The 20,446-nt window shown below is 68.3% G+C and carries 19 protein-coding genes; 7 read left to right on the top strand and 12 right to left on the bottom strand.

The genetic code is table 11. From position 1 onward, the window contains the following. Nucleotides 1-131: 131 nt before the first annotated feature. Complete coding sequence (locus ACZ5K7_RS06545; RefSeq protein WP_468911206.1) at nucleotides 132-1,340, top strand: prolyl oligopeptidase family serine peptidase; 1,209 nt, start codon at nucleotides 132-134, stop codon at nucleotides 1,338-1,340. Nucleotides 1,341-1,397: 57 nt separating this feature from the next. Here the strand turns inward: ACZ5K7_RS06545 and ACZ5K7_RS06540 are convergent, their stop codons facing one another. The 3 genes from ACZ5K7_RS06540 to ACZ5K7_RS06530 form a co-directional block, all read right to left on the bottom strand. After that, complete coding sequence (locus ACZ5K7_RS06540) at nucleotides 1,398-3,740, bottom strand: FdhF/YdeP family oxidoreductase (RefSeq protein ID WP_468911203.1); 2,343 nt, start codon at nucleotides 3,738-3,740, stop codon at nucleotides 1,398-1,400. A 162-nt stretch (nucleotides 3,741-3,902) separates the two neighbouring features. Then, nucleotides 3,903-4,454, bottom strand: coding sequence for an HD domain-containing protein (locus tag ACZ5K7_RS06535; protein WP_468911200.1), 552 nt, complete (start codon nucleotides 4,452-4,454; stop codon nucleotides 3,903-3,905). After that, on the bottom strand, nucleotides 4,451-4,795 hold the full coding sequence (locus ACZ5K7_RS06530; protein WP_468911197.1) for a hypothetical protein: 345 nt from the start codon (nucleotides 4,793-4,795) through the stop codon (nucleotides 4,451-4,453). The genes ACZ5K7_RS06535 and ACZ5K7_RS06530 overlap by 4 nt, the downstream gene beginning before the upstream one ends. A gap of 270 nt (nucleotides 4,796-5,065) precedes the next feature. Between ACZ5K7_RS06530 and ACZ5K7_RS06525 the strand changes: the two genes are divergently transcribed. Beyond that, nucleotides 5,066-6,166 carry a polyprenyl synthetase family protein gene (locus ACZ5K7_RS06525; protein WP_468911194.1) on the top strand — a complete coding sequence of 367 codons (1,101 nt, stop codon included), beginning with the start codon at nucleotides 5,066-5,068 and terminating at the stop codon, nucleotides 6,164-6,166. 273 nt (nucleotides 6,167-6,439) lie between these two features. Here ACZ5K7_RS06525 and ACZ5K7_RS06520 read toward each other — a convergent pair whose 3' ends face one another. The 4 genes from ACZ5K7_RS06520 to ACZ5K7_RS06505 all read right to left on the bottom strand — a co-directional run bounded on the left by ACZ5K7_RS06520 (nucleotide 6,440) and on the right by ACZ5K7_RS06505 (nucleotide 9,519). Beyond that, nucleotides 6,440-6,835, bottom strand: a complete 396-nt coding sequence (locus tag ACZ5K7_RS06520) for an NUDIX hydrolase (RefSeq protein ID WP_351692527.1) — start codon at nucleotides 6,833-6,835, stop codon at nucleotides 6,440-6,442. Between the two features lie 132 nt (nucleotides 6,836-6,967). Further along, nucleotides 6,968-7,600 (bottom strand): DUF1345 domain-containing protein, encoded by a 633-nt coding sequence (locus ACZ5K7_RS06515; protein ID WP_468911192.1) that lies wholly within the window; start codon nucleotides 7,598-7,600, stop codon nucleotides 6,968-6,970. 40 nt (nucleotides 7,601-7,640) lie between these two features. After that, on the bottom strand, nucleotides 7,641-8,054 hold the full coding sequence (locus ACZ5K7_RS06510; protein ID WP_468911189.1) for a MazG-like family protein: 414 nt from the start codon (nucleotides 8,052-8,054) through the stop codon (nucleotides 7,641-7,643). Between the two features lie 31 nt (nucleotides 8,055-8,085). Beyond that, on the bottom strand, nucleotides 8,086-9,519 hold the full coding sequence (locus tag ACZ5K7_RS06505; protein WP_468911186.1) for a hypothetical protein: 1,434 nt from the start codon (nucleotides 9,517-9,519) through the stop codon (nucleotides 8,086-8,088). 584 nt (nucleotides 9,520-10,103) lie between these two features. Between ACZ5K7_RS06505 and ACZ5K7_RS06500 the strand changes: the two genes are divergently transcribed. Continuing rightward, nucleotides 10,104-12,266, top strand: coding sequence for an AIPR family protein (locus ACZ5K7_RS06500; RefSeq protein WP_468911183.1), 2,163 nt, complete (start codon nucleotides 10,104-10,106; stop codon nucleotides 12,264-12,266). 148 nt (nucleotides 12,267-12,414) lie between these two features. Here the strand turns inward: ACZ5K7_RS06500 and ACZ5K7_RS06495 are convergent, their stop codons facing one another. Next, nucleotides 12,415-13,026 carry a DUF6879 family protein gene (locus tag ACZ5K7_RS06495; protein WP_468911181.1) on the bottom strand — a complete coding sequence of 204 codons (612 nt, stop codon included), beginning with the start codon at nucleotides 13,024-13,026 and terminating at the stop codon, nucleotides 12,415-12,417. Further along, nucleotides 13,019-13,288, bottom strand: coding sequence for a hypothetical protein (locus ACZ5K7_RS06490; RefSeq protein ID WP_468911986.1), 270 nt, complete (start codon nucleotides 13,286-13,288; stop codon nucleotides 13,019-13,021). Before ACZ5K7_RS06490 ends, ACZ5K7_RS06495 begins: the two co-directional genes overlap by 8 nt. 299 nt (nucleotides 13,289-13,587) lie before the next feature. Here ACZ5K7_RS06490 and ACZ5K7_RS06485 point away from each other — a divergent pair, with 299 nt between their 5' ends. Both ACZ5K7_RS06485 and ACZ5K7_RS06480 read left to right on the top strand, forming a co-directional pair. Then, on the top strand, nucleotides 13,588-13,941 hold the full coding sequence (locus tag ACZ5K7_RS06485; protein ID WP_468911179.1) for a hypothetical protein: 354 nt from the start codon (nucleotides 13,588-13,590) through the stop codon (nucleotides 13,939-13,941). Nucleotides 13,942-13,949: 8 nt separating this feature from the next. After that, the gene (locus tag ACZ5K7_RS06480; protein ID WP_468911176.1) at nucleotides 13,950-16,088 is read left to right on the top strand and encodes a tetratricopeptide repeat protein; all 2,139 of its coding nucleotides are present in this window, start codon (nucleotides 13,950-13,952) and stop codon (nucleotides 16,086-16,088) included. Between the two features lie 76 nt (nucleotides 16,089-16,164). Here ACZ5K7_RS06480 and ACZ5K7_RS06475 read toward each other — a convergent pair whose 3' ends face one another. Together ACZ5K7_RS06475 and ACZ5K7_RS06470 are read right to left on the bottom strand one after the other, a co-directional pair. Further along, nucleotides 16,165-16,368: a DUF397 domain-containing protein gene (locus ACZ5K7_RS06475; protein ID WP_468911174.1), complete on the bottom strand. Its 204-nt coding sequence runs from the start codon at nucleotides 16,366-16,368 to the stop codon at nucleotides 16,165-16,167. Beyond that, entirely contained in the window at nucleotides 16,365-17,237 is an 873-nt protein-coding gene (locus tag ACZ5K7_RS06470; RefSeq protein WP_468911172.1) for a helix-turn-helix domain-containing protein, read from the bottom strand. Before ACZ5K7_RS06470 ends, ACZ5K7_RS06475 begins: the two co-directional genes overlap by 4 nt. A 186-nt stretch (nucleotides 17,238-17,423) precedes the next feature. Between ACZ5K7_RS06470 and ACZ5K7_RS06465 the strand changes: the two genes are divergently transcribed. Then, nucleotides 17,424-18,086, top strand: a complete 663-nt coding sequence (locus ACZ5K7_RS06465; protein ID WP_468911169.1) for an ATP-binding protein — start codon at nucleotides 17,424-17,426, stop codon at nucleotides 18,084-18,086. Nucleotides 18,087-18,242: 156 nt separating this feature from the next. After that, on the top strand, nucleotides 18,243-18,836 hold the full coding sequence (locus tag ACZ5K7_RS06460; protein WP_468911166.1) for a Uma2 family endonuclease: 594 nt from the start codon (nucleotides 18,243-18,245) through the stop codon (nucleotides 18,834-18,836). Between the two features lie 64 nt (nucleotides 18,837-18,900). Here the strand turns inward: ACZ5K7_RS06460 and ACZ5K7_RS06455 are convergent, their stop codons facing one another. Next, complete coding sequence (locus ACZ5K7_RS06455; protein ID WP_468911163.1) at nucleotides 18,901-20,442, bottom strand: HsdM family class I SAM-dependent methyltransferase; 1,542 nt, start codon at nucleotides 20,440-20,442, stop codon at nucleotides 18,901-18,903. Between the last annotated feature and the right edge of the window lie 4 nt (nucleotides 20,443-20,446).

The raw sequence follows: 20,446 nt of genomic DNA, 5'->3' as shown, positions 1-20,446 counted from the left end.
TGCCGAGGGCGATCAGCGCTGCCCCACCGGCCACCGAGGCCGGGAGAGCCGTCTTCTGAGGCCCGTACGGCGCAGGTACGGCAGGTACGGCAGGGCCCGCCTCGATGTCGAACATGTGAAAGAGGAACGTCATGGCCAAGTTCATGCTGGGCAGGGCACTCGTCGGAGTGGCCGCCCTGGGACTCGCTCTCACCGCCTGTTCCACCGACAGCGAGTCCACGGAGTCCGGCGCGTCCGGCACGGCCGCCGCCCGGCCGAGCAGCAGCTGCCCCACCACCCCGGCCCCGCAGGGAGTCGCGGGCACGGCTGCGGGCGCCGGCGCCCCCTCCGGCGCCCCTTCCGGCCCGCCGCCCGGCGGCGCGGGCGCCGGTGGCCAGCTCCCGGTGGCTTCGACCGTGGCCAAGCCCGACACCACCAACAGCACGGTGATCTCGGCCACGGGGGCCCAGATCGAGTGCGGCAGGACCCAGGTGGAGACGCACGACGACATCGTGTACTCGACCCCCCGCACGAACGGGAAGAAGACCGAGCTGAAGCTGGACATCACCGTCCCGAAGACCGACGGCGAGAAGCCCCTGGTCGTCTACATCCCCGGCGGCGGCTTCCTGACGGCCCAGAAGGAGCAGGGGTTGAACCGGCGGACCTACATCGCCGAACAGGACTACGTGGTCGCCAGCGTCCACTACCGCACCACCACGGACGGTGCCACCTACGTCGACGGCCTCGCCGACGTGAAGTCCGCGATCCGCTATCTGCGCGCCCACGCCGACACGTACGGGATCGATCCCGATCAGGTCGCCGTGTGGGGCGACTCCGCCGGCGGCTACCTCGCCGCCATGGCCGGCACCACCGGCGGGGTCGAGAAGTTCGACGTCGGTGACAACCTCGACCGGAGCAGCGAGGTCCAGGCCGCCATCGACGACTTCGGGCCGGCCGACCTCTCCAGGATCGGCGCGGACTTCGACGACAAGACCGAGCAGGCCAACCTCACCGCCGGCAACATGACGGCCAAGTGGGTCTACGGTCCCGACACGAAGAAGTCCGTCGCCGAGTACACGGACGCGGTCAAGGCCGCCGACCCGGCCACGTACGCGGACGCCGACGACCCCGCCTTCCTCATCTACCACGGCGACCAGGACCGCCTCGTCTCGCCCAGCCAGACCCTCCAGCTGAACAACACGCTTGTGGCCAAGGGCGTCGACAGCACCCGCTACCTCATCACGGGCGCCGGTCACGGCGACGGGGCCGTCGGGATGCCCGCCTCGATGACCGAGCCCTGGACCACCCGGAAGGTCGTCGACCAGCTGGTCGGCTTCCTCGACGGGCACCTGGGCCACTGACCCGCCCGGAGAGGAAGGTCCCGGGCGCGTCTGACCGCCGCAGGCCCGCCGGGACTCTCAGGTCGCGGCCGCCCGGCTGATCGTCGCCCTGATGTGCTTCATCAGCGGCTGGTCGCTCTGTTCGCTGTAGTCGCACAGGGCGATCAGGACGTTCATCTCCGGCATGTAGCCGGCCGCGCAGCCCCGGGGGAGGTCGTAGGGGATGGCCAGATAACCGTTGAGGGTCCGGGTGGTGCCGTCCTTGGCCGTGCTGGTGATGTCGACCGGGTCGAACTCGGTGATGTCGCGTTCACGCATGTCGGACGGGTTCATGAAGACGAGGGTGCGCAGGTTCTTGATGCCCCGGTAGCGGTCGTTGTCGGAGTAGATCGTGGTGTTCCACTGGTCGTGGGAGCGCATCGTGCCGAGGGCCAGGGTGCCCGGTGGGGGGACGACGTCCGGCAGGGGGGCCGAGGAGAACTCGGCGCGGGCCGACGGGGTGCGGAAGACCAGTTCGCGGGCCGGCTGGCGGATGCGGAAGCCCAGGGGGAGGCGGACCCGGCGGTTGAAGTCCTCGAAGCCGTCCAGGACCTGGGCCATGGTGTCGCGGACGCGGTCGTAGTCCTCGACGTACCAAGCCCAGGGCGTGCTGCTGTCGGGGAGTGCCGCCCGGGCGATGCCGGCGATGACGGCGGGCTCGGAGAGGAGGTGCGAGGAGGCGGGCTTCTTCATGCCCACCGACAGGTGCACCATGCTCATCGAGTCCTCCACCGAGGTGCCCTGGACGCCGTTGCGCTGGTGGTCCTTCTCGGTGCGGCCCAGGCACGGGAGGATGAGGGCCTGCCGGCCGTGGACCAGGTGGCTGCGGTTGAGCTTGGTGCTGACCTGGACGGTGAGGTCGCAGGAGCGCAGGGCCTCGTACGTGGCCCGGGTGTCCGGCGCGGCCAGGGCGAAGTTGCCGCCCATACCGACGAACACCTTGATGTCCCCGCGCAGCATCGCCTCGATGGTGCCGACGGTGTCGAGGCCGTGCTCCCGGGGCGGGGTGATGCCGCAGACCTCGGCCAGCCGGTCCAGGAACTCCGGTGCGGGCCGGTGGTCGATGCCGCAGGTGCGGTTGCCCTGGACGTTGCTGTGCCCGCGCACGGGCGAGGGACCGGCACCCTCCCGCCCGAGGTTGCCACGCAGCAACAGCACGTTGACGATCTCCCGTACCGTGTCCACGCCGTGCTCGTGCTGGCTCACGCCCAGGCACCAGCTGACGATGGAACGGTCGGCCTCCCCGTAGATCCGGGCCGCCTGCAGGATGTCGGCGCGGCTGATGCCGGACTGGCGCTCGATCTCCTCCCACGGCGTGGCCTCGCACAGTTTGCGGTACTCCTCGAAACCCGTGGTGTAGCGGTCGATGAACTCCTGGTCCAGCGCCTTGGGGTCGCTCGCGGACTGGTCCAGGACCGCCTTCGCGATGCCTCGCATCAGCGCCATGTCGCCGCCCACGCGCACCTGGAGGTTCAGGGTGCCGGTGCGGGTCGCGTGGTGGACCGCCATGTCCACGAAGTCGTGCGGGATGATCGTGCGCCGTGACGCCGCCTCGATCAGCGGATTGACGTGCACGATCTGCGCGCCGCGCTGGTACGCCTCGGCCAGGGCCGTCAGCATCCGGGGCGCGTTCGACGCCGCGTTCACCCCCATGATGAACAGGGCGTCCGTGACCTCCCAGTCCTTGAGGTCGACGGTCCCCTTGCCGGTGCCGAGCGAGGCGGTGAGGGCGCGGCCGCTCGCCTCGTGGCACATGTTGGAGCAGTCCGGCAGGTTGTTGGTGCCCAGTTCGCGGGCCAGGAGCTGGTAGAGGAAGGTGGCCTCGTTGCCGAGCCGGCCCGAGGTGTAGAAGGACGCCTGGTTCGGGTCGGCCAGCTCCCGCAGCGCACCGCCGACCAGCTTGAAGGCGTCACGCCAGCTGATCGGCACATAGTGGTCCGACGCGGCGTCGTACACCATCGGTTCGGTCAGCCGGCCCTGGTCCTCCAGCGCGAAGTCGCTCCACTCGGACAGTTCGCCGACGGAGTGCGCGGCGAAGAACTCCCGTCCGACGCGCTTGTGGGTCATCTCCCAGGTGACGTGCTTGACCCCGTTCTCGCAGAGGTCCAGGCGCAGGCCCTTGGTGTCGTCGGGCCACGCACAGCCGGGGCAGTCGAAGCCGCCGTTCTCGTGGTTCATCTTCATGATCGCCCGGGGTCCGTCCACGAGCGCCCGTTCCCGCAGGAGGAACTTCGAGACGCTCTTGGCGGCGCCCCAGCCGGCGGCCGGGTGATGGTACGGGTGGAAGAACGGCTCCCCGTCCGGCCTCGGCCCCACCTCGGGTTCGATCTGCTCCCCCGTCCCCCGTCGCAGCCGCTTCTGCTCGTCGTGGGAGGTGCTCACGGCTCTCGCCCTTCGCCGTCGAGAGTGCACGCCGCCGGACCCAGTGGCGCCTTTTGCCATGCTAGGCACGCCGGATCAGGCCACGCGAGGCGAGGGGGAAGCGGCAGAGGGCGCGAGGCGAGGGGGAAGCGGCAGAGGGAGGGACGGGGGCCGTTACGGCGATCAGGACACCCCGGTCCCTCGCGTCGCGTACCGCTCATACGCCGCCACCAGCTCCGTCACCTCCAGGGCCGGTCCCTCCGGGTCCTTCGCCGCGTCGTCCCAGCGGCGCAGGGCCACCGCGTCGGCGGCCATCGGATGGGCGGCGAAGGCGGCGGTCTCCGTCTCGTCCATCGGGCCGCCCTGTATCTTCAGCGACGCGATCGACGCCGGGCTGAGCAGGGCGTGATAGGCGGGGTCCGTGGCCACCAGGTAGCGCTTGGCCGGGACGTGCTGGGCGATGATCCAGGCCGCGCGTTCGCTCAGGTGCCGACGAGCCCACTCCGCGCCCGCCAGCTCGTGCGGCAGACCCGGGTGCTCGGCCCGTATCTGCTTCGCCCTGCCGATGTCGTGCAGCGCGGCGGCGACCACCAGCTCGTCGTCGGCGCCGGCCGCCACCGCCAGGTGGGCGGCCTGGAGGGCGTGGGTGCGCTGGTCGACCGGTTCCCCGCCGTAGGGGAGGCCCGCGAGGCCGTCGATCAGTTCGGCCAGTCGGTCACTCGTGAGCGTGTTCATGATTCCTCCGTGCCGGAAGCTGTGTTGTGAGCACCCAGGTCGCGGGCGGCCTCGGCGGCGGCGAGCGTGGTGGGGAAGTCGGCCACCGCGCCGCCGCTTTCGCGCAGTGCCGCCACTTCCGACGGCGAGCCGGGGTCGTGGCCGAGGAGGCGGACACCGCCCGCCGCGGCCCGCTCGCCGAGATGGGCGAGCGCCTCCTCCCGGATGTCCAGGCGGCCCTCCCGGTCCTCGATCAGCCGGTCCACGTGCTCGCGGGCCTCGTCCTCGGTCAGGCCCCGCGTGCCCATCAGGTACTGCTCCAACCGCTCCACCAGGTCGGCGGGGAGGGGCGTCCGGCGCACCGACTTGAGCAGTGCCCGGGGCGTGGCGCCCGCCGCGGTGATCCAGCCGGTCCGCGATCTCCAGATACCTGGTCGTACTCACACCAGGAACGGTGTCCACCCAAGTCGTCCGGACAACTTGCCGCCAGCCAACGGCCCCGACCCGGAAAGTGAACAGTCCGGACAGTTGTATCGCGTTTTTTGCGTTCCCTTTGCCTTCGGTGGGGCGGCCCGCATCCCGTCGCGCATGATGGGGCGCCCGCGTCCGCACGCCTCCTCAGGAGCCCCGCCATGCCCGACACCGCTGGTGTCCATGACCAGTTGACGGCTCGTCTCGCCGGTCACACCCAGTCCTTCGAGAAGCTCTTCGCGGAGTACTTCGACTCCCTGGGCGGCGCGCTCGACACACCCTCGTTCAGCAGGTTCACCCCGGAGTGCCTGCACCTGCTGAGGGAGCTGTCCCTGCGCGGCGGGAAGCGGATCCGGGTGGTGATCCTCAACGAGGCGGCCCGCCTGGTGACGGACGAGCCCGTGGCGGGGCTGGAGCACGCGGCCCTGAGCCTCGAACTGCTGCACAGCCACGGCCTGATCCACGACGACCTCATCGACGACAGCCCCACCCGCCGCGGCGGTCCCTCCACCTACTACGCCTACCGCGAGCGGTTCCCCCGCCACCCCCGGACCGCGCTCGGCCTCACCGTGCTCGCCGGCGACCTCGCGCTGGCCCTGTCCCTGCGGGTCCTCCTCGACGCGCGGGCCGCACCGCCGGTACGGCAGGCCATGATCGAGGCGCAGACCAGAGCGGCGGCGGAGACGTTCCTGGGCCAGATCATCGACCTGGAGCGCGATGTCACCGGCGGACTCCCGGACACCGAGGTCATCGACCAGGTGGCGGACTACAAGTCGGCCCGCTACTCGCTGCTCGCGCCCCTGCGGCTGGGACTCCTCGCCGCCGGTGTCCAACCGGACCACCACGACCGGGAGTTGAGCCGCTACGCACGCCTGGTGGGGATCTGCGCGCAGATGCGGGACGACTATCTGGACCTGTTCGGGGACGGCGAGGTGATGGGCAAGCCGACCGGAACCGACATCCGCGACGGGAAGCGCAGCTACGTGGTGACCGCGCTGCTGTCGTCGCTCGACGGCCTCGGCGGCGCGGAGCGGGCCGTGCTGGAGACGGCGCTCGGCGACCCCGCCTGCACCGTCGGGACGATCGCCGCCGTCCGGGAGATCGCCGAGGCGCGCGGGGTGGCCGGCCGGCTGCGGGCACGGATGCGCGACCACGCCGAGCAGGCCGCTGCGGTGGCCGAGGGCTGGCGGCCGCGCTGGCGGAGCGAGGCGGTCGCCTTCTTCGAACTGCTGCCGCACTGGAGCGTCGAGCGCTCCCACTGAACCCGCCCGCTCGGCCAAAGCGCACCGACACCCCGCTCACCCGCGTCGTCGAGCAGGGTGCGGTGGAAGCGTTCGACCATGCCGTTGGTCTGCGGGCGCCAGGGCCGTGACGTCCGGAACCAGGAGGGCGTCGCCCGGCCCTTCCGGTCCGCTGCGTGCGTCGTGTCGTCATGTGTCCGACCCCCGAGGGGCCGCTGAGCCACCCTCAGGACGGGGAAGCAGGCGCGGAGTTCGACGCCCGGCCTGTACGGGTGACCACAGGGGCCGGTTTCCCTACACGGGCGTATGGCCCTCCAGATAGACACGTACGGGTCCGGGAAGCCCTGCGCCGATGGCTTCCGCGAACAGGAACCAGCGGAGCTGCTCCGGGCCGAGCCGCGCCTCCGCGGACGGGGTTTCGGACAACAACTGGCACACCACGAACGAGCGCGCGTCCAGCCGAGCGGTATCCAGCGGAGCCGTGCCGGCCGGCCGTAGCGGCGTTGAGCCGTCGACGAGATAACCGGTCAGCTCGTACACCAGGCGCGCCGCGGTGGCCGTCGCCGATTCGGCTGGTTCAGGAGTGCCGGACGGCAGTTCCCAGTCGCCCTTCTCGTTCACCAGCAGCAGGCGCCCGTCGTACACGACGACCGCACCCACCACGCTCCCGGCGGCCTGTTCCGACGTCATGGCCCACCCCTGCCTTCCCGCTCCGCCTGACCGCCGGCCGGTCACGTCGGCGCGATGATCCTTCCCTACCCCGGACACACCGGCTCACGCCGTACGGCCGCACCGGCCCGGCCCTGCCCCGGAGCCGCCACCTCAGCCGCTGACGATTCCCACGACGAGATTGATGGCGGTGGCGAGAATGCCGGTGCCGAAGACGTAGGACAGCAGTGTGTGACGCAGCACGATCGCCCGGATCGCCGAACTCGACACATCGGTGTCGGACACCTGATAGGTCATGCCGAGGTTGTAGCTGAAGTAGAAGAAGTCCCGGTACGCCGGAGGGTCGTCCGAATTGAAGTCGATCCCGCCCGCGGACTCGTAGTACACGTAGGCGTAACGGGCGGCGTACATCAGATGCAGCGCGGCCCAGGCCGTGAAGACGCCGCACAGGGCGGTCGCGGCCGCCACATGGCCGGGGTCGGACTTGCCGCGCAGGAGCAGCAGCACGATGGCGGCCAGTCCGCACAGGGCCACCGCGACCACCACGAGTTCGTCGGTCACGGGACGGAAGTCCTCACGCCGCGCATTGCGGTGGGTGGCCGTGGCGTCCATCGGCCACAGCACCGCCCATCCCGCCAGGACGAAGGACAGTTCCGTCGCGGCGATCGCGGCCAGTGCGCCCAGTGCTCCATCGGTCGCCAGTGCCACGGCCATACCGACCACCGCTCCGACGATCGCCGCGCCGGTGAGGCGGGGCACGGCATCCAGGGGCAACCAGCGTCTCATGCGTCATCACGGTAGCGTCGTCGCCGCCGGTCAGCGCCCTTCACGGCGTCCGATCGACACGGCGGGGCATGGGGCCGTCCGAGGGGTGAGTGTTCGTCGACGGGCCCAGCGAGCGTTCCGTCACCCGCCTCAGATGCCGCCCGAAAACCCCCTCCGTGTCCGGCGTCAGCGTCCGCAACGCCACCAGTGCCGTGATCACGACGTCGCACAGCTCCCCCTGCACGTCCTCCCACGTATGGGTGACGCCTTTGCGCGGGTTCTGGCCCGTCGCGCCGATCACCGCCTGGGCGACCTCGCCGACCTCCTCGGTGAGCTTGAGCATGCGCAGCACGAGGCCGGTCTCGCCGCCGTGCTTCCGGTCGGCCTCCAGCCAGCTCCAGAGGTCCTCGACGGAGGTCCACAGGTCCGGGGCTTTCGCCGGCGGTGTCGTCCGCTGGCCCGACTGTTCTGTCATGGCGGTGAGCCTGCCCTGCCCCGCCCGGCGGCTACTCCTCGAAGTCTGGTTGGTACGCGCCATGGGCAAGGGCAGATTGATTCTCCGTCCACCCGACTCGTGCGACGCGGGTCAGATGACTCGGCGGTTGCCGGGTGGAACCTCGCTCCGGTGCATTCCCACGACGACGGAGCCCGGCCCCCCCGGCGGACAGGCTCTCGCGTATCAGGTCGATGACGTAGTCCCAGCCGGTGCCGCGCGTGCCGATCCACCCGTCCCTGAGCAGAGTGGTGAAGGTGGTGTTGTTCAGGTACCGGGGAACCGACGCCTCGACGATGCGTGTCCCGCCGGACGGCCCGTCGGCCTCGGGGCGTTGAAGCAGTTCCTGGAAGTGCTCCCGCGTCAGGTACATGCCGGGGATGAGGGCGGCGGAGTTCATCATGAAGGGAGTGGTCCGGCACAACTTGACCATGCTGGGGGTGGGGACCAGGCGCGGATCTCCCAGTGTCCTTGGGCCCTCCTTGCTGGTCCGAGCCCACTCGTCCTCGGCCTCGCATTCGTCGTCCACGGTCTCCATCCGCTTCAGCTCCCGCTCACCGGTGGCATCGTGCCAGTACACCCAGCCGCGCCCGCTCTGCCGCATGCGCTTGTACTGGACCATGGCCACGCTGCGGGCGTGCTCGTTCACGTAGATCATGTCGACGCCCATGACGGTCTCGGCATTCGTGCGGTTGGCGTTGTACACGAACAGCCGATGGCGAGATTCGGAGTTGCGGCGGTAGATCCGCCAGCCGACCTGCACGGCGTCCTCGCCCTCCATGCCGGGGAAGCGCAGGTAGTCATGGACGATCTGCTGGTCCTCGATCTGCCGGAGAGTGGGCAGCCCTTCGACGAAGGGGACGGACCGGGAGCGGGGATCGTCCACGCTGAGCGGCTGCTGCCACGCTTCGAGAGGATCGCGGTCCGCGCCGAACGTCTCAAGGAGGGTGCCCACCGCGTCCTTCTCGAGGCTCCGCCGTTCTCCCACCTCCCCTGTCGGGGGATTGGCCCCCAGGCTGTTCTCCAGGTCGTTCAGCGTCTCGTTCAGTTCCGGCCGCAGATGCCGGACGGCGGCGAGCAGGTTGTCGCCGGCCGCAGGAGACATACGGCCGTCGTCACCGAGGAACCGGCGACTGGACCCCATGGCGTCCTCAAGGTCGATGAGCGGCAGTGGAATCCGGAGTGCGGTGAAGTCGCGGGTGAGCAGGGCGCGTTCGTAGGTACCCGACCGTCTACCTGGGAAGACGCTGCCCACGCCGATTATCCTGCGTTGGTTGTCGCGGGCGTGACGGTCGGTGAAGAAGGCGAGACACCACACACGCGGCTTCCTCCAGTCCTTGTACGGGTACGCGAAGGTCCGCTCACCGCGGGTCAACCATGCCGGTGCTTGCTCGGGGAGCCGCTCCGTCATCAGCGAGGTGCTGTGCACCAGAGCGACGGCGACCATCTGTGACCTCCTGCATCTCGTGAAACTGGAGGCTCAATTGTTGGCCAGTTTCCGGCTGTCAGGGCGGAGTGGCCGTCAATCGGTCATGTGAATGGCGATGATTCGACGGTGACGGGACCTCATGATGCGCCCGGCCACCGCGCGAGAACCCCCGGCGCTGCAACTCCCGTATGTGGTCCGCCATCCGTCCCGGCATGGGGCCGCCGTTCAGCAATACGCCCGCCCTGAGGTTGGTGCTGGTGAGCCGGGTGAAGCCGATGAGGGCCCTGACCTCGCGTCGCTGTTCCACCGGCCGCTCCTGGGAGAAGACGGACGATCGCGGCACGCTGAGCGAGGCTGTCTGTCCTCGGCTGGTGCCGATTCCCTATCCACCGGCGCTGACGAAGGCACGAGTCACCCACGCTCTGCGGGCAGCAGACGCGAGCCGAACTCTAGCCAGCCGTTGGCCAAAACCGGTCCGGAACAATCGGATCGGCTGCATATGCTGACGCAGGGCTGGGGCACGCTGTACTTCGCTTCGATAGTCTGAACAGTTCTGTCGAGAGCGGTCGTGGGGAGTACGGATGGGCAAGGGCGCGCAGGACATGCCTCTCGAGGTCCAGCACATCAAGAGGGCTCTGCTGCGGGAGTTCCAGGACCGGATCTCCATGGACGACTTCGAGAAGAAGGACCCCAAGGAGCGCGAGACAGCCCTGCTGTCGAGAGCCGTGTCCGCGAAAGCCGCCCGCATCCTCGCGGACTGCACGTCGGACGAGGCGGCGGCGTGGGTGATCGACGGCCGGGACGACTTCGGCATCGACTGTGTCGCGTTCTCCGCCTCGGGATCAGAACTCTGGCTCATCCAGGCCAAGTGGAAGGACAAGGGGACGGCCGGCTTCGACACGGAGGCGGCACTCAAGCTGGTACACGGGCTGAAGAAGCTCGACAACCGGGATCTCGACCACTTCAACGAGAGGTTGCAGCTGCTCGCGGATCGTGTGCACGGCGTCCTCCGGCTCCCAACGTGCAAGGTGAACCTGGTCGTCGCGCTTATGGGGGACGGCCGTCTCTCTCCTGAGACCCGCAACATCCTGGACGAGGCGGCCAACGAGTTCGGTGGACGCGGAAGGAGCGTGGAGTACCGGGTCTTGGACCAGAGGGACTTCCACCGGGCGATCCGCGAGGATCTGGAGCCGCAGCCGATCACTCTCAAGGCGACCATGGACCGGGAATGGTACAGCCGCGAAACACCGTACAAGGCGGTGATCGGTGAGGTCAGCGCCGATCAACTGGCGTGCTGGTATGGCGGCAAGGGCGATGACGAGGGCCACGACAAGGGGCACGGCGAGCGTCTCTACGACCGCAACGTCCGAAAGTCGCTGGGGCTCACCGGGGTCAACCAGACCATGGTGGAGTCGATGCTGGAGGATCCGGAGGGGTTCCTCTACCGCCACAACGGCATCACCGTGCAGTGCGACAGGATCGAGCAGGAGTACCACGCCAAGAGAGCGGTCGGCCAGCCCACCACCCTGACCCTGCACAACGCCAGCGTGGTCAACGGCGCACAGACGGTGTCCTCCTCCTTCCGGGCATACGAGAGAAACCCAGAGGCCGTCGCGGAGGCCTATGTCCTGGTGCGGATCATCTCCCTGGAAGGAGCGCCGGAGGGCTTCGGACACTCCATCACCAAGGCGACCAACACACAGAACCACATGGAGCGCCGAGACTTCATCGCCATCGACACCGTCCAGAGCGAGATCCAGAAGGACTTCAGCCTCTCGCTCGACAAGGAGTACGTCTTCCGGCGGGGCGAACTGGACCCGGCCCCCGAGTCGGGCTGCTCGGTCACGGAAGCGGCCACGGCCCTGGCCTGCATGCATCGGGACTCGTCGCTCGCCGTTCGGGTCAAGGGTTCGACGAACGCGCTATGGGAGGAGGGCCCGGGAGGTGCTTACACCAGGCTGTTCGGTCAGCAGCCGACCGCCCAGCAGATCTGGCGCGCGGTACAGGTGTTCAGGTTGGTGCGGGACCAACTGACCGAACTGCGAGCCAAGTTCACTGGACGACCGGCCGCAGTGGTGGACAGCGGTGCGCTGCTGGTGGTCCATCTCGTGTTCCAGCGCATCGGCAGGGACCGGTTCGACGAGTCGGACGACGAGTGGGCCGCCATGCTCACCGACGTGCCGGGGCAGGTCAGCGCCGTGCTCCTCTGCCTCATCACCATGGTCGACACCCTTTTCACGAAAAAGAGTTACGTCACAAGCACCTTCGCCAACGAGGAGCGCTGCGCGCGACTCGTTGCCGCGGTCCTGGGTGTGCTCGAACGCGGCACCGGTCCGGACTCGCCCATGAACCTGAAGGCCCTCATGGAGAACACCGCGGAGAAGCGGCAGCGGCGACCCCAGACCGTTCGCCTGCTCGTCGACCACGACGCCATCAGCGAGGGCACGCCTCTCGTCTACGCCCCCAGCACCGTGGAGGAACTGGCCATCGGAGCCTGGCTCGACGAGGACCCCCGGCGTCGCAGGGCGACTTGGGTGAACGACCGGAAGACCCCCATCCTCTGGGAGGCCGACGGCAAGCGGTACTCGCCGACCGGACTGGTTTCCCAGATGTGGAACGCGGCAGACTGGAGGGAGCAGTGGAGCGCGGTCCAGGGCCCGAAGCAGTGGAGGGTTCCGGGTGACGGGACGCTGGTGGAGATCGCCGAACGGCTCTGGCGGGAGATCGCGGACGAGGGTGAGCCGGGGGAGGAGAGCCTGGCGTAGCGTCCGGGACGGTCTGCCCGCCATGGGCTGCGGCCAGGGCATCCCGTCGGCCGCCTGCCACCTCGGACGGTCTGGTGGGCTGCGCTCTGTGTCGACGTCCGAGAGCGCCGGAGTGGCGCCACCGAACGTGGGGAGCCCGGCGCTCAGCTCAGTGGGCGGCTGTGGGTGGGGCGAGAGGAGCGATCTCCCTGTCGAAGAAGCTGTGGAAGTCTTCCCCGCGCCGGTACAGCGCATCGAATCCAGCCAACGTTTCCCGGATCAGTGCTCGGTCGGCGAAGCGGTTGGCTCCCGCCGCGTTTCCGTCATCGTCATAGCGCACCTCGTACATGACGACGTCTCCGAGGATCACCACCTCCGGAACAGGGCGGTCCTGCTCGATGTCCGCGATCTTGCGGGCATCGAGCACCCTGATGTTGTCGCCCAGTTCCACGCGCAGGCGAAGAACGAACATCTCCCATTGGACGTATGGGGTGACAGGGAACTCCACCACGCGAAGGCGGCGCTCCAGGATGTTCAGCCGTGCCGCCTCGCGAAACTGCAGCGTGTAGACATCGCGCTTCTCCTCGACGAGGGACAGCGCTCTTTCCCATTCTCCGGCGGCGAAGGCCTCCCAGCTGGCAAACCCTCGTTCCTTGAAGTTCTGCCCCCGTTCGAGCTTGTTCAGGCAGCGAACGCCACTGCCGTGGATTCGACGGAAATCCGCGTGATATGTGGAGCGATCCATACGTTCGGAAGTGCCGCTCGGGAAGGAATCAAACACTGGGGATATCCGGTTTCGCCGCAGCCAACATGTTCCTCGGGATGACAACGAGTCGCTCGTCGGGCCCTACTGAGACGCCCGTCGGCAGCTTCCCGCCAAGTGACTGCGTAAGGTCTCGGCCGATGACGGCGATGTCTCCGTTCTCGAGCTCCCAGATGTCGGGGCAGTCGGGGTTGTCGGTTGTGTTTCCCAGTTCCTGGGGTGACTTTCCCAGGCGCCGCTTGAATGTTGTGGTCGGATCGGCTTCCCAAGGCCTACTCATGGCCATCGCCCCCTCGATTGGATCAAAGTTTCATTAACTTAGCACTCGATGAATCAGCTTGACCGTGTCCAAACCGGACTTGCCGATGATAGCGGCGGGTGACCCCATGCTGTTCCATCCGGCCCGAGAGTGCGACGATAAGTGGTCACGAAACGGCAAGATATCAAAGCATGGCAGATGCTGAAGATTCGACTGATTTAGCATATGGTCGTAAGATTTGGAATTTCTACCCAGGGGGAACTGGGGACCCGGAGACAGCCTTACTCGCGCAGAGCGCGGGAGTCACACTGGTCACATTGATGACAACTGACGCCTGGCATCGCACCCGGGAAGGGATCACGCAACTGTGGCGTCGAACGCAGCCGCACCGCGCGGAGGCTGTCGTTGCGGAGCTGGAAGCCACCCGCGAAGACGCCCTGACGGCCGGCGAGGCCGACGACCAGGAAACTCTTGGCGAACTGCACCTGGAGTGGCAGGGACGGCTCCGGCGTCTGCTCGCCGCCCAGCCCGGCGCCGCTGTGGAACTGCGCGCACTCCTCGACGAACTTGAGCCGAGGGGCTCGACGGGCGCTGCGGTCACCCAGCACGCCAGCGCGTCCGGCCGGGCCCGGATCTATCAGGCGGGACGAGACCAGCACAACGCGCAGCAATGACAGGCGCGATGGACGGCCATGCCGAGGACCGTGGCCGTGTCTACCAGGCGTCGGGCGACCAGCACATCAGCGAACACCACCACTACGGCGATGAAGCGGCCACGCCAGCTGGCCCCGACTCGGTTCGTCGGCCGGCAGTCGGTCGGCCTCCGGTCGTGCTGCGGGATCGCGTCGAAGTTCTGGAACGTCTGCGAGCAGGTGTGCGTGCGGGGCGTGGCGGTGAAGCCTATGTGCTGTACGGCATGGGTGGCTGCGGCAAGACCGCGGTCGCCTACACGTTCTTCCAGCTGGCCATCAACGAGTGCGGCAGGGTTGGCCTGTGGGTCAGCGCATCCGACCGCGCGAGCCTGCGCGCCGGCATGCTCGCGGTCGCAGCCGACCGAGGTGCGGGCGACGGCGAACTGCTGGCTGCCCGCAACGGACTCCGTGCCGCCGCCGATCTCGTCTGGCACTACCTCGACCGCTCTGCCGAGCCCTGGCTGCTGGTACTCGACTACGCCGACCAGCCCGAGATCCTCCGTGATGGCAGCTGGCTGCGCACCAGTCCCCGCGGCACGGTCCTGGTGACCACACGCCGGTCGGCCGCCCGCTGGTGGCCCGGGGCAGAGCTGCAGCACATCGGGGTACTACCGCGTGAGGACGCCGCGTGGGTACTGCGCGACCTCGCCCCGCACAGCGGCACGCAGGAGGAGGCGGCGGAGATCGCGGAACGACTCGGCCGGTTGCCGCTCGCCCTCACCCTGGCAGGCGGCTTCCTCTCCCAACAAGTGCTCGATCCCTGGACGATGGAGACCTACGGGCGCCATCTCGACGAAGGGCAACGAGTCGCGCTCATCGACCAAGGAGCCGACGTCCTGTCCCAAAAGGACCCACGGCACATGGTGGGGCTGACGTGGCAACTGACACTCGACGCGTTCGGGGCACGAGGGCTGCCCGAAGCGACCGCCCTGCTGAGGCTGCTGGCTCGCTTCGCTCCCGAACCATTGCCGCTGTCGCTGCTCAACCGATCCGAGATCGACGCTGTTCTTCCTCGCGCGAGTTACGAAACCGCGCTGAGAGCACTGCTCGACCAGTCGTTGTCCGAACTGGTCGACGTCGGTGTGCGGTGCGCGCAGAGCCATGGGGTGCTGCTCGACAGCGTTGCGGCGGCGACTCCGGCGGAGACGGTTCCGCTTCTCGACACGACCGCCGTCCGACTGCTTGACGCGGCCGTTCCTGGTCTCCCCGACGCGGGTCCGCACGATCCGCTGCTCCGGCTGCTCGTTCCCCATGCGCTCGCCTTGCTGCGACGCATCGACGACCTGGCGACGTCGGCGGATGCTCTGGCCGTGGTGACCCGGTTGACCGTCGCTCTGCACCGCACCGGAGACTACGTCTCCGCCTGGGAGACCGCCCGAGCCGCAGCGGACCTCGGCGAGCGGCAACTCGGCGCGGAGCACCGGTCCGTACTGGCCGCCCGTTCCAGGGCAGGCCGCGCGCTTTTCCGTCTGGGCAGGTACGCCGAGGCCGAGTCGCTGCTCGAGCGCGTCCGCGCCGCTCAGGACCGTCTGTTCGGGGCAAACGATCCCGACACCCTGGACAGCGGCCATGGCCTTCAGCTCGTGCTGGGAAATCTCGGCAGACGGGACGAGGCCCTCTCGCTCCTCCGGTCCACGGTCGCCGGCCGACGCATGGCGCTGGGCCCCACGCACCCTTTGACCTTACGCTCGCGCTCAAGCCTGCTGGTCCTGCTGTCCGCCTCCGAGGTCGTCATTGAAGAAGACGGCGCACTTCTTCACCTGCCCTCGGAATGCGACCGGCTTCTCGGCCCGGACCACACGGTGACCTTGGGAGCCCACCACAACCGCGCTTGGGCGCTCTACTTGTTGGGTCGCTTCGACGAGGCCGACCAGGAGATACGGCTGGTCGCCGAGGCCTACCGGCGACGCTTCGGTCCCGACTACCCGATCGCGCTCTCGGCCCAGCAGCTTCTCTCCCGCACCCAGGCCGCGCTCGGACATGTGGACGCGGGGACAGAACTGATGACGGATGTCGTGGCCAGACGGGAACGCAGCCTGGGTTCCGACCACCCGTTTACGGTTGCCGGCCGGGAGCTGTTGAGCGCTCTCGCTTCGGGGCAGTGGGGTCCACCCGCGACGGAGGCGTGATGGGCGTGCGTCCGCGGCGGGTGGGCGCGCCCACGGGTGGGTCCCAACCTTCACTGATTGAGGCTCAGGGCTCCGTTCAGCGCAGGTGATCGACGAAGGCGGACCATGCGCTGGGGGAAAAGGCCAGCGTGGGGCCGGTAGGGCGCTTGCTATCGCGGACGGGGATGAGGGTGGGGAGGCTGTCGGCGACCTCGACGCAGTTGCCTTGCCCGCCGCTGTAGCTGCTCGCCCGCCATGTTGCTCCCGCGGGTGCGGGATGTATGTCGTGGTCCTGACTCATGATCGGTACTCCTTGGCGGTACGGCGGATCAATGCGAGCGATTCCGTCGGCGGCAGCGCTGTGGTGCGGGCGTCGTCGAAGAGGGCGCGGTAGTACGCGACTTCCGGTTCGCGCTCCATCCAGATGTTGCCGGTTGGGGTCTCCGTCAGTACGAGGTCGAGCGACGTCACCTGGGGAAAGCTCAGCAGCAGGTATGGGCCGAACATACCCGAGTGGGCACCGCGCGAGAACGGCAATACCTGGACAGTGATGTTGGGGAGCTCCGCCATCGTGGCGAGGTGCTCCAGTTGCGCCTGCATCACTGCGGGACCGCCCACGTGCTGTCGGAGGACTCCTTCTGCCAGCACTGCCCAGAGCGACATGGGGTCCTCGTCGGTGAGCCGTTGCTGTCGGGCGAGCCGTACCTGGACGAACTGATCGATCTCCTCCGGCGTCTTCCAGGCTCTTGACGCGACCGTCACCGCACGGCCGTACTCAGAGGTTTGGAGGAGTCCCGGAATCAGCTGCACCTCGTACGTTCGGACGGTGTCGCAAATGGCCTCCAGCTCGATCTGATCGCGGTACGAGTCGCCCAGAACAGAGCCGTACTGATGCCACCACCCGTCGCGACGGCGCCGGTTGGCTCGCAGCGCCATGGCTCCGAGGCGGTTGCGTGTCTCTGGGTCCTCGACCCGGTAGGCGTGCATGAGCGCGTTCAGATCAGGGGTGCGGACGGGCACGTGCCCGTTCTCCATCCGGCTGATCTTCCCCTTGGTGCAGTCGAGTAACTCGGCGGCTTCCGCCATGGACACACGCGCGGCCTCACGAAACTTGCGCAGTTCGTCGCCGAGTTGGCGTCCGAGCACAGTGGACGGTTTGACAGTAGGCATGCCCGACTCCTACCAGAGGCCAGAGGTGTAGGGCGTGACGCTTACTCGAAAGAGTGAAACAGGGCTAGCAAGCTCCATGCAACATTGCGCCGATCCATATGCTGCGGAACGCTGTGAATAGCTGGCCAGTAACTGGCGTGGCAGCGCGGCAACTTGATCAGTGGTTATCGACTCTCTGGGGGCGTCATGGCAGAGAGCTTCAGCTCGAACGAAGTCACCTTCCGGCTGTCCCGGTCCCGTCGAAGCGTGCCGAGGTCCCGGGCCGCTTTACATGCCGTACTCGGCGGGTGGGGTGTCGGCCAAGATGTCCTGGAGTCGGCGGAGTTGGTGCTCTCCGAGCTGGTGACCAACGCGCTGCGCGTGCGTGTACCGAGCGACCGGCAGGTGGGTGTCAGGATCGCACGATCGCCGGCGGACGGGCTGCTGCGGTTGGAGGTCAGCGACGCGGGCCCGGGCAGGCCCGAAGTGCGGTCGCCCAGTGACGAGGAGACCGGCGGGCGTGGGCTGCTGCTGGTGGAGGCGTTGGCTCACCGCTGGGGCGTCGAGGAGCGCGCGGGCGCGATCGGGAAGACGGTTTGGGCCGAGCTGAAGGCACCGGACATCGTGGCCGCCGAGCCCGTCGGGAGGGAGGTCGCGGCGGCCGTCGTGCGGCCTGGGCAGCACGTGAGGGTGTGGGGTGAGTGGCACAGCGTCCGCGCGGTGCGCACTGAGCCGTACGCGGCTGGTGGTCTCGCTGTCGTGCTCGGACTGGACGACGGCCCGGAGCTACGGGTGTCCGCGGCGGAGACACTGGTTGTACGGGACGGTGGGGCTGCTGTGATCACCGGGTGCGGCCACCCTGAGCGGTGAGGCGCAGGATCGGCGGCGGCCCGGTACTTCTGTGAGCCGTCCGTCGATCTCTGGAAACCCTGTCCTCAATCCCTGCCGTACAGTGAAAACCATGTCGCGCGAGTGCTGAGATGCTTCCCGAGGGAGCTCCAGCCAGGCAAGGAGAGAGGTGGCACCGTGAGCACCCCGGCTCATCACCCCATTCCCGTCCGTCGTGGGCACCTGCGCGAAGCCGCGGAGAGCATTGAGCAGGCCACAGGCATGAGTGTTGAGATCATCGGAGGAACACTCGTGATGTCCCCAAGCCCGAGCGGCAGGCACGCCGGAATCATCATCGACCTGCGCGATGCCATTCGCCCTGGGCTTTCGTCTCCGTACGAGGCGTTCGAGAACGTGTCCGTCCCGATGCCTGATGACCCGGACGACTACGCGACCCCGGATCTGACCATCGGCCCACGCACGTTCAAGGACGACGACGGCTGGCTCTTGGACGCTGACGCGGTCGAACTGGCCGTGGAGGTCATCTCTCCGACCGAGCGGCTCAAAGGCATCAACGAAAAGACCGCGTGGTACGCCGCCGCGGGCGTCGCTCGCCTTCTGCAGGTCGACCCGAGGACGGGCACATGGTCGCTGTTCGGCCGGCCTGGGGAAGGCGAGTACAGGAGCGTCGTCCACGGCAAATATGGAGAAGAGGTACCGTTGCCCGCTGAACTCGGTGGCGATCTGTCCACCGCCGACCTCGGCCTTTACGGGATGCGACCGGGCCGCTGACTGCAGCGTGCCCCCCGTGCGGAAGGCGCGGAGGGCACGCCGGAGTGATCAGCCCTTTGCCGGTTCACTGCTCTGGCAGTGCCTCCGCGACCTGGCGGAAGTGGGCCGCCGCCTCGTCGAGTCGGTCCGCTACCTCGAAGGCGATCTCCCTGGGGGAGCCGAAGTCGTCCAGTTCCGGGGCGAGATGGGCCATGAGGAGCAGGCTCGTCTTCGGGCGGGCGAGGAGTTCCTCCACTCGGTAACGACGGAAACGTTTCGACTCCGACTCGGTTCGTTCGGTGAAGCCCCCCTCGGGGAGGCAAGCGGCGACGAAGTCGTCGAAGTCGGCCTCGGTGACCGGGTTGCCGGTGTCGGTGTGGTGGTTGCCCGTGCGGGCGTCGTACACCCACAGGTGCTGGGTGGCGGGCTCACCGCTCGGCTTGGGGGCGGACTTCGTGAAGAAGAGGATGTTCGACTTCACGCCCTTGCTGTGGAACAGCCCGGTGGGCAGGCGCAGAAGCGTGTGCACATCGCAGTTCCTCAGCAGGTTCTGACGTACGGTGGCCGCCGCGCCGCCGCCGGACAGGACTCCGTCCGGGACGAACACGGCCGCCCGCGCGCCCTGGGGCAGGGTGATCGCCAGGTGCTGGAGGAAGTTGGTGGGGAAGTTCCCCCTGTACGCCCAGAAGTCGTCGCGCATGGTGGCGTCGGGCTGGACGCCGTTGCTCTTGAACGGCGGATTGCAGATGGCCACGGTGGGAACGGCGCCGACCACGGAGCGGACCACAGGGCTCTTGCGCTTGAGGGTGTCCGCGAGCTGGACGGGAGCGGGGTCGGCGAACGGACGGCCGGTGTGCAGCAGGATGTTCAGCATGGCCAGTCGGCACATCTGTGCGTCGAGGTCGGCGCCCGCGAGGGCGGACGGGGCCAGTTGACGGTTCGCGGAGAGCATCGCGTTGTAGGCGGCGATGAGCGTCGTGCCCGTACCGCACGCCGGATCGATCACGATGTCGTCGGGTCCCACGTCGAGCACTTTAGTGATGGCGTTCAGGATGGGCAGGGGCGTGAGGGTCTGACCGGTCTCGATCTTGAGGTCGATGTCGTCGCGGCAGTCGCGCAGCATCCGTGAGAAGGCGCGGCCCAACTCGGCCTGGCGAACCGCCAGCCACTGGTAGGGGTCGATCTGCTCGACGATCAGCTTGTTGAGCTCGGCCATGCGGTCGAGGTCCCAGGGCTGGGCGTCACGGAAGACGACGCTCGCGGTCTGGCGGTCGGGACGTCCGGCGAGGTCCTGGTCGCCGAGATCGTCCATGAGCCTGGTCAGTCCGGTGTGCAGCGCGTCACCGCTGAGCAGAGCCAGGTTCGGCCAGGCGTCGACCGGCGCGACGGGTCGGTGCGCGAACCGTGTCGAGCGCTGGGCGCGCTCGTGGTCCAGCTTGAGGAACAGCAGGTAGCCCACGTGCTCCACGAACTGGAGGCGGGTGATGGCGCGAGTGCTCGTTTCCTCGCGGAAGAACTTCCAGAAGCGGTCCGCTATCGCGTCGCCGTTCCAGAACTTCTCCGGTTGTGTGCTTGCCGCCGCCGCGCCGTTGCCTCGGCCGAGCCCGTTGGTCATGCTGTCTGTCACCCAG

It is taken from the genome of Streptomyces sp. NPDC031497 (assembly GCF_055580905.1).
This window is presented reverse-complemented; position numbering and strand designations above follow the sequence as displayed.